Genomic DNA, 13,987 nt, shown 5'->3' on the forward strand with positions numbered 1-13,987 from the left:
GTTTAAATCAATAAACAGATCACACCATGGCAATTACTGCACAAGAAGTAAACAAACTGAGACAAATGACCGGTGCCGGTATGATGGACTGCAAAAAAGCTTTGACCGAAGCCGAAGGCGACTTCGAAAAAGCAGTGGACATCCTCAGAAAGAAAGGTCAAAAAGTATCCGCTTCCAGAGCTGACCGTGAGACCAAAGAAGGCGTAGTAGTGACCCGCGTAGCCGAAAACGGCGGCAAAGGCATCCTCCTTTCCCTGACTTGCGAGACTGACTTCGTAGCCAAAAACGAAGAATTCGGCGCTTTCGCAAATGCCCTGATCGACCTGGCAGTAGCTAACGGCAGCGAGTCCAAAGAAGCCGTTTTGGCACTTCCTTTCGAAAACATCACCGTAGCTGAGAAGATCGTCGAAATGACCGGTAAAATCGGTGAGAAAATCGACATCTCCCACTTCGAGATCGTCACTGCTGAGGCCGTAGTTCCTTACGTTCACTCCAATGGCAAATTGGGCGTGCTGGTAGGTCTGGTCAATGCTTCCGGTGCTGACGTGGAAGAAGCTGGCAAAGACGTAGCGATGCAGATCGCAGCGATGAACCCAGTAGCCGTGGACAAAGACGGCGTGGATGCTACTACCATCGAGCGTGAAATCGAAATCGGCAAAGAGCAGGCTAGAGCCGAAGGCAAAGCTGAAGACATGCTGGAGAAAATCGCTTTGGGCAAACTGAACAAGTTCTACAAAGAAAACACGTTGTTGAGCCAGCAGTTTGTAAAAGACGGCTCCAAGTCTATCGCGCAATACCTTGACGGTGTGAGCAAAGGCTTGACTGTAAATGCATTCAAAAGAATCTCCATCGGATAATCTTCCGATCCATATTCTTATAAAAAATCCCTCCCGGAGCGATCTGGGAGGGGTTTTATTTTTTAGTAGAATTGAAGGTCTATAGCTTTCCCAATATTCACGAAATCTCTATCATCATGCAGTAAAGGGGTTCCCTCCAGATTGGCTAAAAACGCTATTTGGCAATCCTGACTTTTTCTGACGGTGATACCCATCTTCCTACAATTCCGGTAAATCTCTGCCGCCCCAAAAGCTACCACATAGGGATCTACCTTCAATTGAGGGAGGAAATTAAAAAAATGGGAAATCCGTTGGGCTTCGTCTTCGGTCCTCATTCCCTGTAGTATTTCTTGCAAGATGATCGGACAAATCACAGCCTTATCCTCTAAAAGCAGTTTTTGAACCTTCTCTCGAATAGCGGGATTAGAGTCTCTGAAAAAATGAATCCATGCGCTTGTATCAATTAGGACTCGCATTAATCTCTTCCACTTCTCATTTCTTCCAAGTCACCTTCCCATTCGATCTTCCCCGCAAGATCTGCGAGTTCACTTAATTTTAATTTCCGTAAGTATTCTTCAAGAGCCCGGTTCACCACTTCTTTTTTTGTGGAAATTGCAGTGAGCTTCATGATTTCATCGATCAACTCCTGATTTAATTCAATGTTAGTTCTCATAGTTCTAGGATCGATACACCAATTTACTTTTTTTTATACACCTAAAATACAAGAACTCTCCAAAATAGTTCCGGTCTAGCTTTTCCAAAGTTTGAAACTTTGGAAAAGCTAGACCGGAACAAGCTATATGCCTCGGCCTGTGTCTCCACAGGCCGCTTTTATATCTTAGGAATTCATCAACTCCTCGATCTCTTCGGCCTCGATCGGGATATTGCGCATGAGGTCGAGAAATCCATTTTCTTGGATCACCACGTTGTTTTCCAGTCGAATGCCGAAGCCCTCGGCAGGAATGTAGATCCCAGGCTCGATGGTGAAGACCATCCCTGGCTGGATCGGGAAGTGCATCGTCCCCACATCATGCACATCCAGGCCCAAGTGGTGGGAGGTGCCGTGCATGAAGTACTTTTTGTAGGCTGGCCAGTTGGGATCTTGGTTTTTGATATCTGTCTGATCGATCAGACCCAAGCCGACCAGCTCAGACTGCATGATCAGCCCTACCTCACGGTGATAGTCTTGGATCGTGGTGCCAGGTCTCAGGATCTTGGCCGCCCCGTGGTGTACGCGCAGCACGGCATCATACACCGCACGCTGTCGCTGGGTAAAGCGGCCGCTCACCGGGATCGTGCGGGTCATGTCCGCATTGTAGTTGCCGTACTCGGCTCCTACGTCCATGAGGAGCAGCTCACCGGCGTTGCAGGCTTTGTTGTTTTCGATGTAGTGAAGCACGCAAGCCGATGAACCGGACGCGATGATGGGCTCATAGGCAAAGCCTCTGCTGCGGTTTCGGATAAATTCATGGACAAACTCCGCCTCGATCTCGTACTCGGTCACTCCCGGCTTCACAAAGCCAAGGATTCTTCGAAAGCCCTTCTCGGTAATGTCGCAGGCGATCTGCAGCTGGTCGATTTCCTCCGGCTCCTTTATTCCCCGCAGCTCGTGCATGATCGGCGCGGCGCGGTCATAGCTATGCAGGGGATACTTTTCCTTGCAGGACTTGATAAAGCGGGCATCACGTGTCTCCACCACGACTCCGGCGCGGAGGTGCTCGTTGGTATTGAGATATACCCTGTCGGCAAGTGCCATCACGGAGTTGAAGATTTGCTCAAAGGCGGAGAGCCATTGGATGTTTTGTACACCGGAGGCCGCCTCAGCCTCTTCCTTGGTGTACTTATGGCCTTCCCATACGGCAATGTGTTCGTTGGTCTCCCTGAGAAAAAGCACCTCCCTCCAAGCGGGGTTAGGGCAATCGGGCGCGAGCAGCAGGATAGTCTCCTCTTGGTCGATGCCAGAGAGGTAGAAGAGATCGTTGTTTTGCCTAAACTTCATCGTGCCGTCCGCATTGGTCGGCATGATGTCGTTGGCATTGAAGATCGCCACCGACTTTTCGCCCATTTTGGCGGCAAATTTGGATCGGTTTCGGATGTAAAGCTCCTTGGGAAGGGGATGGTATTTCATAGTCAGTCGTTAAAACTTGCCCCTTGCGCTATCCCTGCTGTGGGCGGGGCATTGGCAAACTGGGCTCAGGTGAAGTCCACAATAAATGATGGAAAAACAAACTTGGCGCGGCTTTTTCGTGTTTGCAAAAACCTGGAGAAAAGCCCGTCCACAAACTTAAGGCTAATCCCAAGAAGATAAAAAGCTGATTTTTTCGCTACTTTCAATTTCAAACCCATTTTCATGTACCAACTCAAGGAACTGGCAAACGGCATCCGCATAGTCCATCAGCAGGTCACCCACACCCGTCTCGTCCACTGTGGATTCATCCTCAATATCGGCAGCCGGGATGAGGACAAAGAACAGGAAGGTCTCGCCCACTTTTGGGAACACATGGCCTTCAAGGGCACCCAAAAGCGCAAAACCTTCCACATCATCAACCGCCTGGAATCCCTGGGCGGCGAACTCAACGCCTACACCACCAAGGAAAAAGTCTGCTTTTACGCTTCAGTGCTCAAAGACCACTACGCCAAAGCCGCCGAGCTCCTCTTTGACATCACCTTCAACAGCACTTTTCCCGAAAAACAGATCGAGAAAGAGCGCCAGGTAATCCTTGAGGAAATGGCCATGTACAGGGATTCTCCCGATGACTCGATACAGGACGAGCTGGACGAGCTGGTATTTGCCAACCACGCCTTGGGCCGCAACATCCTCGGCACGGAGGAGACGGTGGCGCGGTTTACCCAGCAGGATTTCTTTGACTTCATCGCCACCCATCTGGACACCTCTGAGGTCATCTTTTCGGTAGTCGGCAACATCAGCTTTGAAAAAGTCCTCAAAGCCATCGAGGGGCCGCTTTCCGAAATCCAAACCAAGCATACCCTCTACGTCCGCAGCGGTTTCCACGACTACCAGGCCCGGCACAAGACCGTGCAGCGCGACGTCACCCAGTCGCTCTGCGCGATCGGAAGACCCGCCTACTCCCTGCATGACAAAAATCGTTTTAAACTCTACCTGCTCAACAACATCCTGGGCGGCCCCAGCATGAACAGTAAGCTAAATCTCTCCCTTCGGGAAAACTACGGCTACGTCTACAGCGTCGAGTCCAGCTATCAAACCTATTCGGACACGGGTTTCTTTGGGATATTCTTTGGCTCCGAGGAAAAGACACTCAAGAAGTCCCTCGCCGTGGTGCACCGCGAGATGGAAAAGCTGCGAAACAAGAAGCTCGGCAGCATCCAGCTCCACATGGCCAAGGAACAGGCCATAGGACAGATGGCCATGGCAGAGGAAAACTACGCCGCGCTGATGCTGGTCTACGGCAAAAGCCTGATCGACCACGGGAAGATCGACCCCCTGGAAAAAATCTTTGAGAAAATCAGGGCAACGACTGCCGAGGAAATTCAGGAAATTGCGCGGGAAATCTTCAATCCCGACCAACTCAGCTACCTCATCTACACCCCAAACTGACCATGGAACTATTTGATCCCGCACTTTTGGCCTACTGCGAGTCCCACACCAGCACAGAAGATGCCCTCCTGAAAAAGATCGTCCGAGAGACCCAGGCCAAGGTGCTGATGCCTCGCATGCTCTCCGGACACCTGCAGGGCAAGATGCTGGAGCTTTTCTCGAAAATGCTCCGACCCAAGACCATCCTGGAGATCGGCACCTACACCGGCTACTCGGGAATCTGCCTGGCGCGCGGCCTCAGGCATGACGGCAAGCTGATCACCCTCGACATCAACGATGAGCTGGAGACCATGGTCAGGGGATTTTTTGACGAAAGTGGACTGGCTTCCCAGATCGACTACCTCCTTGGAAATGCCAGAGAGATCATCCCCGCCCTGGACGGGCCGTTTGACATGGTATTCATCGATGCGGACAAGTTTTACTACTCCGATTACTTTGACTTGGTCATCGACAAGGTCGCACCGGGCGGGATTATCTTGGCCGACAACGTCCTCTGGTCCGGCAAGATCCTCGTGGAGGAAGGCCAAAAGATCGACAAGGACACTCGCGCCCTCCTGGACTTCAACCAGAAAGTCCAAAATGATCCCAGAGTGGAAAATGTCCTGCTCCCCATCCGCGATGGAGTATTGATGGCCAGAAAACTCTGATTGCCGCAAAAAGGGAATCATTTTTGCTCACACGGGCAAGGTAAAACGAAAGTGACTTTCGATGAAATTCCGGCAACAGCTCACCCTCCTTATCCTAGTTCAGTTTTTTTGCCAACAGGCCCTTTTGGCGCAGATTCCGCAGGTGCCCAGCCAGATGGAGTTTGCAGGCCTCCTGGTCAAGATCAACCCCCAAGCCCAGCGGGAAATCCAGCTCGACGTAGATGCCCAATACCGCAACCCCTCCTATTTCAATGTCAAACGCGATCGGGTAAATCTCTACCTCCCCATCGTGGAGCGTGAGCTGAGAGCCCAAGGCGTGCCCGAAGACCTCAAGTACCTGGTCATCCAGGAGAGCGGCCTGATCCCGGATGCCGTCTCTACTTCCAATGCGGTTGGTTTTTGGCAGTTTAAGCAAGGAACCGCCGAAGAGGTGGGATTGCGGGTGGACGCGCAGGTGGACGAACGAAAAAACATCGCCACCTCCAGCCGTGGAGCCGCGCTTTACCTCAAAAAACACAACAACCAGCTCGATAACTGGATGACTGCGTTGGTGTCTTACCAGATGGGCTTGGGTGGTGCCAAAAGCTATTTTGGAACCCAGTACGCTGGCAAAAGAACCATCGAAGTGGACCGCAACACCCATTGGTATTTCAAAAAATTCCTAGCCCACAAAGTCGCCTATGAAAGTCAGACGACACGTTTTGTCTCCAATCCCCAGCGTCTCGTAGAGACCCAGGTGCAAGGCCCCGTGACCATGGCCGCACTGTCCAAGCGCTTTGGGGTGAGCGAGGCCCACCTCAAGGAGTTTAACAAATGGGCCGGAAACGGCAGGATTCCCGCGGGATCCTTCACGGTCTTTTACATCAAGGAAGGAAGCCTTCCGCTGGAACCAGCAGTGATCAAAACCGAGGAAAAGCCCAAGAAGACCCAGACCTATACTGCCTCCTCCAAAAGTTCGCCGGCATACAAACAGGCGAACTCCTACCCAAGGATATCCGGAAATACCACCAAGGCCAACCAGCCAAACCAAATCACGGTCAACGAACTCGATGGCGTACAGGCTTCACGCACGACCTCACCGGAAAAGTTTTCGGAGCAGATCGGACTAAAGGAGAAGAAATTCCTCCGTCTCAATGACCTCGACGCCGATGACCGCATCGAGACGGGCAAATACTACTACACGGAGAAGAAGAAAAGCAGTGCGGATGTGGAAACCCACGTCGTGATGCCTGGCGAGACGCTTTGGTCAATTTCGCAGAAATACGGCATCCGCCTGTCCTCCCTCAAGTCCAAAAACCGCATCCGAAAAGACGCGGAACTGAAGGCGGGCATGGTGCTGAACCTCCGCGAACCGAGAAAACGCGGGGAGGACATCCCAGTCGTCCCCGTCAGCCAGCCTGCCCCCCAGCAGCGTACCGAGATTGCCGTCACAGAGACACGGCCGGCCACCAGCGCTCCATCGGAAAGCAGGCCTAGCACCAGTACCCAAACCACATCCAGAAGCCAAAGCAGCAGGGTAATCCACAACGTCAGCCAAGGAGAAACCCTCTTCGCGATATCCCGAAAGTATGGCGTCACCGTGGAGGAGCTGAAATCGTGGAATAACATCGGGAGTCAAAACATCATCAGCATCGGACAGAAATTGGTTATCTTCACGCCCTGATCTGCCTATCAAACCGTCGATTAATGAGTAAAAATTTCCTTTTCACAGGAATCCTGGCCTTTCTTCTGAGTTTTTCCGCTTTCGCACAGGATCTAAATGTAATCCCAGACACGGTCTTGATCAACGGGGACACGCTGCTGATGCTGGGTGACTCGATCCTGATCGAGGAGCCGGTAAAGGAGATTTTTTGGAAGACTGGAGGCAACTACAACCTCAACATCCAACAGGTCACCCTGAGCAACTGGGCAGCGGGCGGATCGAGTTCTTTTGCGCTCAACTCTGGCGTTTCGCTTTTTGCCAACTATAAAAAAGACTCCAAAGTCTGGGACACCCAGCTGACCGTCAACCTCGGCTTCAACAGACAGGGAGGCCGTGACTTCGAAACCCGCAAGACCAACGACAATTTTGTCTTTGTCAGCAACTACGGTCGACAGCTCTCCAAGGTCATGTACCTGAGTACCCAGCTGGATGCCCGTACCCAGCTCATGCCCGGTTATAAGTATTCAAAGCCCGCGGGCAGCGAAAACGAGATCCGGACAAAAATATCCGACCTCCTGTCCCCCGGCTACCTCCAGTCCTCCACGGGTCTCAACCTGCGAAAGACCTATGAGGACAAAAGCAAGCTCTCGATCATCCTCTCCCCCTTCACGGGCCGATTCACGATCGTCATGGACGACTCCCTCAGCAATGCAGGGGCCTTTGGGGTGATGCCCGGGGAAAACGTGAGGGCAGAAGCGGGGATGTCCCTGGCCATGGGCGTGGTGGACTTTATCCTTATGGAAAACGTCACCTGGAAGGCGGATCTCAACCTTTTCTCCAACTACGAGAGCTTTGGCAACATGGTGGTCAATCTAAACTCCATCATCCGGCTGAAAGTAAACAAGTTTATCTCCACCCGGATAGAGACTGCCCTCATCTACGACGAAAACGTCTACATCAGGCAGGACGACGGCACGTCGAGGCAGGCGGTGCAGTTTCAAAACCTGATCAACTTTGGGATTTCGCTGGACTTCTAGAAGTCCACTTCCAGACCAAATTTCCGCTGAAACTCTGCCAAGGCGGGATGTTTTTCCCTCAAAAAATTCAGCTTGTCCGTGTTGGTGTAGAGCTTGGGCTTTCCGTTGTCCACCTCTTCCATCAGCTCGACTGTGATGATCACACGATCAGCCCCGGTAAACTGCCTGATCAGGCCAACCAGCTCCGGCTTCATCTTGCCGGCGATCTCTTCCTGAATCGAGCCCATCACGCCTAATACCACCTCTCCCCCATCTTTCACCCGAATAGGCTGATCGAGGATGGCCAGTTCCATCTTTTTGTCTGCCTTGCGAAAGTGCTCCTGGATAGAAAAGACATGCTGGTCAAACAGCTCTTGGGTCAGGGCTATGTTGGAAGCGGAAGGCTTGGCCTCCACGACCTCCTCCTGCACCACGGCCTTGGCAGCCTCAGCACTTTCCTTGGCTCTCTGATCCACCATTTTCTTGGTATGGCTCAGACTGACGGGAATGGAAATGGTTGATTTTAGCTGGCTTTTTTTGGCTGCTGAAAGCTCGGCCGAGCTAGGCAGGGGAATGGACTCAGAGGCTTTGGGCTCCTCGGACTGCTCACTCAGGCTTTTTTTTTTGACTCCACGGCCGAAACTGCCGCCAGTCTAAAGGCTTGGGGAAGCTTGGCCATCTTCATCAGGGCCAATTCCACATGCAGACGCTGGTTTTTGCTGGTCTTGTAGTTGATGTCGCACTGGTTGGCCAGGTTGAGTGCAGAGAGCAAAAACGAAACGGAGGCCTGCTGGGTCTGCTGTACATAGCGCTCTTGGGCGGACTCGGAGACCTGCAGCAGCTGCACCGTAGCCTCGTCCTTCACTACGAGCAAATCCCGGAAATGCTCGCTGAGACCTACAATGAAGTTGTGTCCGTCAAATCCCTTCTTCAGGATTTCATCAAAAATCAACAAAGTCGCCGAAAGGTCTTCCCCCAGAAGGGCATCGACGACTTTGAAATAATAGTCGTAGTCGAGGATGTTGAGGTTTTCGATGGTCTCCTGATACGTCACCTTTTTCCCAGCGGAATAGGTCACGATCAAGTCAAAAATCGACAGGGCATCGCGAAGTGCTCCGTCCGCTTTGGTGGCGATCAGGCGAAGCGCTTCCTCTTCGTAGTCCACTTTCTCCTTTTCCGCGATGTGCTTCAGATGATCCGAGATATGCTTGATCTGGATGCGGTTGAAGTCAAAAATCTGGCAACGGGAGAGGATGGTCGGGATGATCTTGTGCTTCTCTGTCGTCGCCAGGATGAAAATCGCATACTTAGGCGGCTCCTCGAGGGTCTTCAAAAACGCGTTGAAGGCCGCGGTCGAGAGCATGTGCACCTCATCGATGATGTAGACCTTGTACTGCCCTTTTTGCGGGGCATAGCGCACTTGGTCGACGAGGTTTCGGATGTCGTCCACGGAGTTGTTGGACGCGGCATCCAGCTCGTAGATATTGAAGGAGGAGCTGTTTTGGAAGGACACGCAGGACTCGCATTGCCCGCAGGCTTCAAAGTCCTTGGTGACGTTTTCGCAGTTGATGGTTTTGGCAAGGATACGCGCACAGGTGGTCTTTCCTACCCCTCGGGGTCCGCAAAAGAGGAAAGCCTGGGCCAGGTGGTTGTTTTTGATCGCATTTTGCAGCGTGGTGGTGATGTGCTGCTGCCCCACGACGCTTTTGAAATCTGCCGGTCTGTATTTTCTTGCCGAAACGACGAAGTTTTCCATCGCTGCAAGATATAAAAAACTGGATATCCGGCAGGGGAGAAAAATGGCCAGCGGGAAAGTTTTTCGATAAGCAGCTGAGGTTAAGTGGAATTGGATTGTGGGGTGAAAATGGGAAGGTTGGATTGGAAAGTGGGAAGGTGGCAAAGTGGTAAAGTAGCGCGGCCGATTCCCAACAAATTGGCACAAGGGTACTCAGCCACTTCGTACTTCGTAAATCAAAAATCCCTCCATTGGAACCAAAATTCCATTATTTTTGTCCTCCCAATACCAATGGGGCTGACCGGTTTTGACAGTAAGTGTAGGGATCGGGCTCGCATGCAGGCTGGAGTATGTACGGCCTTGAACCATTCATACGAACCACAAATGGCGAAACTTCTTACGCCATGGCTGCCTAATCTCTCCTAACTAGGACAGATCGCTTAAAGGGTTGAGTCACGAGAGTGATTCCCCGGCCACATCTCCCCACCCGCCGTCTGATCCGGGTGGATTCGAGGTGTCGACTTGATCGGACTGCTGTCTGTGATGCGATTAAGCAGGCTTAAGACCAATCGATAAGCCAAGCTCAGGTGTGTCACCCAGCATAGTTTGGTCGAAAACCCAACCGGTGACTAAGCATGTAGACGGTACGGTGTCTCCTTATCTGGACGCGAGTTCGACTCTCGCCAGCTCCACCCGAAAGCCTCTCAGAGATCCTGAGTGGCTTTTTTTTATCCCTGGTCATTTATCCCCCAAGATCCTCACGAGCTCCTCGTTGACATAGTCGACTTCCTTGCCGTCTTTTTTTGGAAAAAGGACCTTGGCATCTGACAGCTCTGCAAAATACTTGGTCAGCGTGGTTCTTGAACTGACCTTCAGCAGTTCTCCCAGCGATTTGGCTTTGAGATACGGCTGGGAGTAGATCAACTCATTGACTTCTTTGGAGTACCACCTAATCTTGCTTTTCCCATATTCCAGCGTAGCGGCCATCTGAATGGATATCTCCCCAATCAAGTCCTGCGTGAGCACCGCCGTCTTCTCCACCGCATCCAACAAATACAAAATCCAACTTTTCCAATCTCTCCGCTGTATCACCCCGCCGAGGTGGTAGTAGTAGTCTTCCTTATGGACAATGATGTACTTGGACAGATAGAGCACCGGCAAATCCAGAAGTCTCTCCTGTACCAGATACAATAGATTGAGCACCCGCCCTGTCCGGCCATTTCCATCCGAAAAGGGGTGAATGGCTTCAAATTGATAGTGGGCGATGCACATTTTCAACAGTGGATCGGCGGGAAACCGCTGGCCGTCTCCCAGATATTCCACCCAATTTACCATCAGGTCTTGGAGCACTTTTTCCCCTCTTGGTGGAGTGTACACCGTCTCGCCGGATCTAAATTCACTGTTTCCGCGCTTGATGACCGTTTGGGATGCCGGTGACCGAAAACCGGCATTTGTATTTTTGACTGCGCGGACCCCCCCCCCAAAACAACGTCCTGATCGATCTTTTGCTTTTCTTTCATCTTGGCAAAGCCATCCCACAGGGCTTCTCTGTACCGCAAGACTTCCTTCGTAGCGGCATCCGCCCGCTCTTCTTGTATCAGATCAGACACCGCCTTATATAGCTCATCTTCGGTAGTGAAAATATTCTCGATTGCCGTAAAGGCCTTCGCCTCTTGCAGTGCAATCATATTGACAGGCATCGTAGGGCTGGGCAGGCGTAGGACGCTCGCATTGACAGTCGCCACAGCCCTGGAGGCAGTCACCAACTGTCTGCATCTTCCTCCACATTCCTGAAAGGCGGAAGCAGAGGCAACTCATTGAAAGGAAAATTTCGGTCGTAGGGCATAGGCAAACTTATGTCCAAATACACCAAAACAAATGAACACAACCACATGACTCGTCCATTTATATGGTACAAAATGAACATGTGAAGAAAACATGTCCACTAAATGGACACATCTTGCAACACGTTCATGTTTCCAAAAAAAGTGGACGCATAGTAAAAAAATGTCCACTTTTATCCGTCACCGCCGACAGTGACCATCTTTTCTGAAACAACGGATATGGTGGGCTATTTATACTTTAAATTTCTTTGGATCTTTCCGGTTGGGCCTAAAGCTCACAACCTCTATACAATCTTCTTTGATGCGGTAATAGATACTCGTCTGTTTACTAAAGGCACATTTTCTCAGGCCTTCCCGCCTGTTGGTTCTACGGTACATCTCTGGGGCTTTCGATATCCTATCCAGCGTCTTTTCAATAGTGATATAGATTTCCTTCGCCTTCTTCTGCCCGAACTTACGAACGACATATTCCAACAATTCTATTTCTTCATGCCTGGCACGAGGAGAATAGCGGATCGCCAATGCCAATCCTAAAAATTGAACCGGTTTTTGATTTCCTCACGGACAGATTCATGGGACACGTACTGGCCTTTGTCCAGCTGCTCCAACCCTTCATCGATCGCCGCCCGGTCTTCCGCGCTTAACTCTTCCCAAAAATCCACTTCATCCTCAATGTTTAAAAGTGATTTGACAGCATTCAAAACACGCTCATCATTGCTGCTGATGATTTCCGATATGATCCTGTATTTTACCGCAATGTCCATTTGATGGTAGTATTTTTGTTCCATAAAGCTAACGATTTTTATACTCACTCAAGTTTCTTCTCACCCCAGCGGATGTTGTTTCTGTACCGCAGTCTTTAGCTCCTCCAATCCCGTCTGCCTGTACCGCTCCGTACTGCTCGGGTTTTTGTGAGCCGCGACCGCCTGGACTACCCGCTAGTCTTTTCCATCTTTTAGAAGGTTGGCGATCACGCTCTGCCGGATGGTTTGGGCGTTCGACTTCCTTTCCGGAAAGATATCCCTGAAAGGCACCACCAGATAGTTGATGTCATCGGCCTTGATAGCTTTTCCCCAGGAGGTGTAGTCAAATCATCGTTAGCGCTGGGTGGAATCCCGACAGCTGTACGGGAGCAACTCCACTCTCCCATTCTTACCAATTTTAATTGGCCTTCTTTTTCATCCTTCGTGCCCTCAGCAAATTACAAATTTGCTGGGATAGAGAGGTGTAGATACAATCTACATCTAGCGGGCTTTATACTACGTCAACTCAGTTGTAGGACTCACTTTTCACCAAGCTCTGAAAAATCGCGGAAAACATTTTCTAAATGAAAAAGCAAAATAACTATCACCGGCGCTCTGTACACCATACGACTAAAATCAATTTCATCTATTCCATCAATGTAATCTATAACCGCTTCTTTTTCATATCCTGAGGCTTGGAGTTCTGAAGCGTTTGACAACTGAAGCACTAGTGATGAATTCAACTTATTTCGCTCCTTAACAACAATTTCGTACGGACAGTCTATAACAATAGAAGTAATAAGTAGGCCCGATATACCGCTAAATTCTCTAATTAGATCATTTTCATAAAAACTTCTCTTGTTGGAATAAATATATTCTACGAGTCGCAGATAATCCTCTTTAGTCACATTATTTAAAAATCCCTCGCTCTTAAATTCCCCTTCAACAAGGGATGCCATTTCGTAAACTCCCATTTGTGAATTTTCACCATAGACATCTTTGAAAATTTCTACTGTTCTATGTTCGACACACGCCTCAAGACCTTCATTTATAATGGACTGTCCCTTGCAGATAGAATGCAAATGAATCGTCATCAATAGAATAATCACTCGGACATAAACCATGTTTTTCTATATATAATCTTCACTTTTTAAGTCGGTTATAAATTCTATCACTGCCACTTCTTGGCGATAAAACCCTATAATCCCCATCCTGTTTTTTTGTATTTGGATGGCACACATCAAACAACACCTAACCTGTCTGTGGAAAACGAGTACCAGAGGTCTGTTTAATCGTGTGTGGAAATATTAGGGTATAGTCACAGACCTACACTTAGCACCACTTTTAATTTACGATCAGACTGGAAAGCTTTAGATTCAATCTACATTCTAGTCCCGGCGGATAAAAACATAACTCACAAAACCTATAGTTCAAGGTAGTAAATAAATAGACAATCTAGCAAAGACTCTTTTAAAAACCTCAAGTCCTCTTCTAAAACAGGATTATACGCAATATTAACTCTTCTGAGGTTTTTCAGACAGGATAGTTCCACAGGCAATTCCTCAATTCTATTACCCATTAAATCCAATGTTTTTAATTTTTCTAATTTATTAATATCCTTTGGGAGTGAAGAAATTTCATTGAGTGAGAGATTCAAATATTCAAGATTCTCAAGCTCTAGTATTAACATTGGAAAATCCTTCAAATCACTTCCAGCAAGACTTAGCGCAATTACTTTACCTCTATTCTTTAACGCCTTCTCTAGATCTTTATAAATAACAGGATAATCTGTTGATGCATTTCTAACTCCAACACAGCCACAAATGACAAAAAAGATTAAAACACAAAACACCTTCATTTCTTTTTCTTACTTCCTAGACCCAACCGGGCGTAGTCTAATCATTTTGGTGGCCAAGTGAAATCCACAACAATTGTCGGGAGCAACTA

At 49.5% G+C, this 13,987-nt stretch carries 16 protein-coding genes and 1 other RNA gene; 6 read left to right on the forward strand and 11 right to left on the reverse strand.

Translation table 11 applies throughout. The features are described 5' to 3' along the window. Window positions 1–26: 26 nt before the first annotated feature. The gene (gene tsf / locus J0A68_RS12265; RefSeq protein ID WP_206578500.1) at window positions 27–857 is read left to right on the forward strand and encodes a translation elongation factor Ts; all 831 of its coding nucleotides are present in this window, start codon (window positions 27–29) and stop codon (window positions 855–857) included. 62 nt (window positions 858–919) lie between these two features. Here the strand turns inward: tsf and vapC are convergent, their stop codons facing one another. The 3 genes from vapC to J0A68_RS12280 all read right to left on the reverse strand — a co-directional run bounded on the left by vapC (window position 920) and on the right by J0A68_RS12280 (window position 2,964). Beyond that, window positions 920–1,312: a type II toxin-antitoxin system VapC family toxin gene (gene vapC / locus J0A68_RS23160; RefSeq protein ID WP_206578501.1), complete on the reverse strand. Its 393-nt coding sequence runs from the start codon at window positions 1,310–1,312 to the stop codon at window positions 920–922. Then, window positions 1,312–1,509, reverse strand: a complete 198-nt coding sequence (locus J0A68_RS12275) for a type II toxin-antitoxin system VapB family antitoxin (RefSeq protein ID WP_206578502.1) — start codon at window positions 1,507–1,509, stop codon at window positions 1,312–1,314. Before J0A68_RS12275 ends, vapC begins: the two co-directional genes overlap by 1 nt. A 165-nt stretch (window positions 1,510–1,674) precedes the next feature. Further along, window positions 1,675–2,964: an aminopeptidase P family protein gene (locus tag J0A68_RS12280; protein WP_206578503.1), complete on the reverse strand. Its 1,290-nt coding sequence runs from the start codon at window positions 2,962–2,964 to the stop codon at window positions 1,675–1,677. Between the two features lie 222 nt (window positions 2,965–3,186). Between J0A68_RS12280 and J0A68_RS12285 the strand changes: the two genes are divergently transcribed. The 4 genes from J0A68_RS12285 (at window position 3,187) to J0A68_RS12300 (ending at window position 7,739) form a co-directional block, all read left to right on the forward strand. Continuing rightward, on the forward strand, window positions 3,187–4,413 hold the full coding sequence (locus J0A68_RS12285; protein ID WP_206578504.1) for a M16 family metallopeptidase: 1,227 nt from the start codon (window positions 3,187–3,189) through the stop codon (window positions 4,411–4,413). Window positions 4,414–4,415: 2 nt separating this feature from the next. Further along, on the forward strand, window positions 4,416–5,060 hold the full coding sequence (locus J0A68_RS12290; protein WP_206578505.1) for an O-methyltransferase: 645 nt from the start codon (window positions 4,416–4,418) through the stop codon (window positions 5,058–5,060). A gap of 61 nt (window positions 5,061–5,121) precedes the next feature. Continuing rightward, window positions 5,122–6,723, forward strand: a complete 1,602-nt coding sequence (locus J0A68_RS12295) for a lytic transglycosylase domain-containing protein (RefSeq protein ID WP_206578506.1) — start codon at window positions 5,122–5,124, stop codon at window positions 6,721–6,723. Window positions 6,724–6,746: 23 nt separating this feature from the next. After that, window positions 6,747–7,739 (forward strand): DUF3078 domain-containing protein, encoded by a 993-nt coding sequence (locus J0A68_RS12300; protein ID WP_206578507.1) that lies wholly within the window; start codon window positions 6,747–6,749, stop codon window positions 7,737–7,739. On the opposite strand, the gene J0A68_RS12305 is transcribed toward J0A68_RS12300, so the two are convergent. Together J0A68_RS12305 and J0A68_RS12310 are read right to left on the reverse strand one after the other, a co-directional pair. Then, a complete protein-coding gene (locus J0A68_RS12305) occupies window positions 7,736–8,197 on the reverse strand; it encodes a DUF8493 domain-containing protein (RefSeq protein WP_206578508.1) in 462 nt (153 codons plus the stop codon). The two genes, J0A68_RS12300 and J0A68_RS12305, sit on opposite strands and share 4 nt — an antisense overlap. 131 nt (window positions 8,198–8,328) lie before the next feature. Beyond that, window positions 8,329–9,474 (reverse strand): DNA polymerase III subunit gamma/tau, encoded by a 1,146-nt coding sequence (locus J0A68_RS12310; protein ID WP_206578509.1) that lies wholly within the window; start codon window positions 9,472–9,474, stop codon window positions 8,329–8,331. 272 nt (window positions 9,475–9,746) lie between these two features. Between J0A68_RS12310 and ssrA the strand changes: the two genes are divergently transcribed. Next, window positions 9,747–10,148: a transfer-messenger RNA gene (gene ssrA, locus J0A68_RS12315) on the forward strand. Window positions 10,149–10,191: 43 nt separating this feature from the next. Here ssrA and J0A68_RS22845 read toward each other — a convergent pair. From J0A68_RS22845 to J0A68_RS12340, 6 genes are all read right to left on the reverse strand, one after another. After that, the gene (locus J0A68_RS22845) at window positions 10,192–10,830 is read right to left on the reverse strand and encodes a Fic family protein (protein WP_317195109.1); all 639 of its coding nucleotides are present in this window, start codon (window positions 10,828–10,830) and stop codon (window positions 10,192–10,194) included. Beyond that, complete coding sequence (locus tag J0A68_RS22850) at window positions 10,788–11,216, reverse strand: Fic/DOC family N-terminal domain-containing protein (RefSeq protein WP_317195111.1); 429 nt, start codon at window positions 11,214–11,216, stop codon at window positions 10,788–10,790. Before J0A68_RS22850 ends, J0A68_RS22845 begins: the two co-directional genes overlap by 43 nt. Before the next feature lie 312 nt (window positions 11,217–11,528). Next, window positions 11,529–11,825, reverse strand: a complete 297-nt coding sequence (locus tag J0A68_RS23165; protein ID WP_206578510.1) for a type II toxin-antitoxin system RelE/ParE family toxin — start codon at window positions 11,823–11,825, stop codon at window positions 11,529–11,531. Window positions 11,826–11,827: 2 nt separating this feature from the next. After that, complete coding sequence (locus J0A68_RS12330; RefSeq protein WP_236025559.1) at window positions 11,828–12,085, reverse strand: hypothetical protein; 258 nt, start codon at window positions 12,083–12,085, stop codon at window positions 11,828–11,830. Window positions 12,086–12,579: 494 nt separating this feature from the next. Next, the gene (locus tag J0A68_RS12335) at window positions 12,580–13,164 is read right to left on the reverse strand and encodes a hypothetical protein (protein ID WP_206578511.1); all 585 of its coding nucleotides are present in this window, start codon (window positions 13,162–13,164) and stop codon (window positions 12,580–12,582) included. Window positions 13,165–13,463: 299 nt separating this feature from the next. Beyond that, window positions 13,464–13,898 carry a leucine-rich repeat domain-containing protein gene (locus tag J0A68_RS12340; protein ID WP_206578512.1) on the reverse strand — a complete coding sequence of 145 codons (435 nt, stop codon included), beginning with the start codon at window positions 13,896–13,898 and terminating at the stop codon, window positions 13,464–13,466. Window positions 13,899–13,987: the final 89 nt, after the last annotated feature.

The organism is Algoriphagus oliviformis (assembly GCF_017254915.1).
In the GTDB taxonomy this organism is placed as follows: domain Bacteria; phylum Bacteroidota; class Bacteroidia; order Cytophagales; family Cyclobacteriaceae; genus Algoriphagus; species Algoriphagus oliviformis.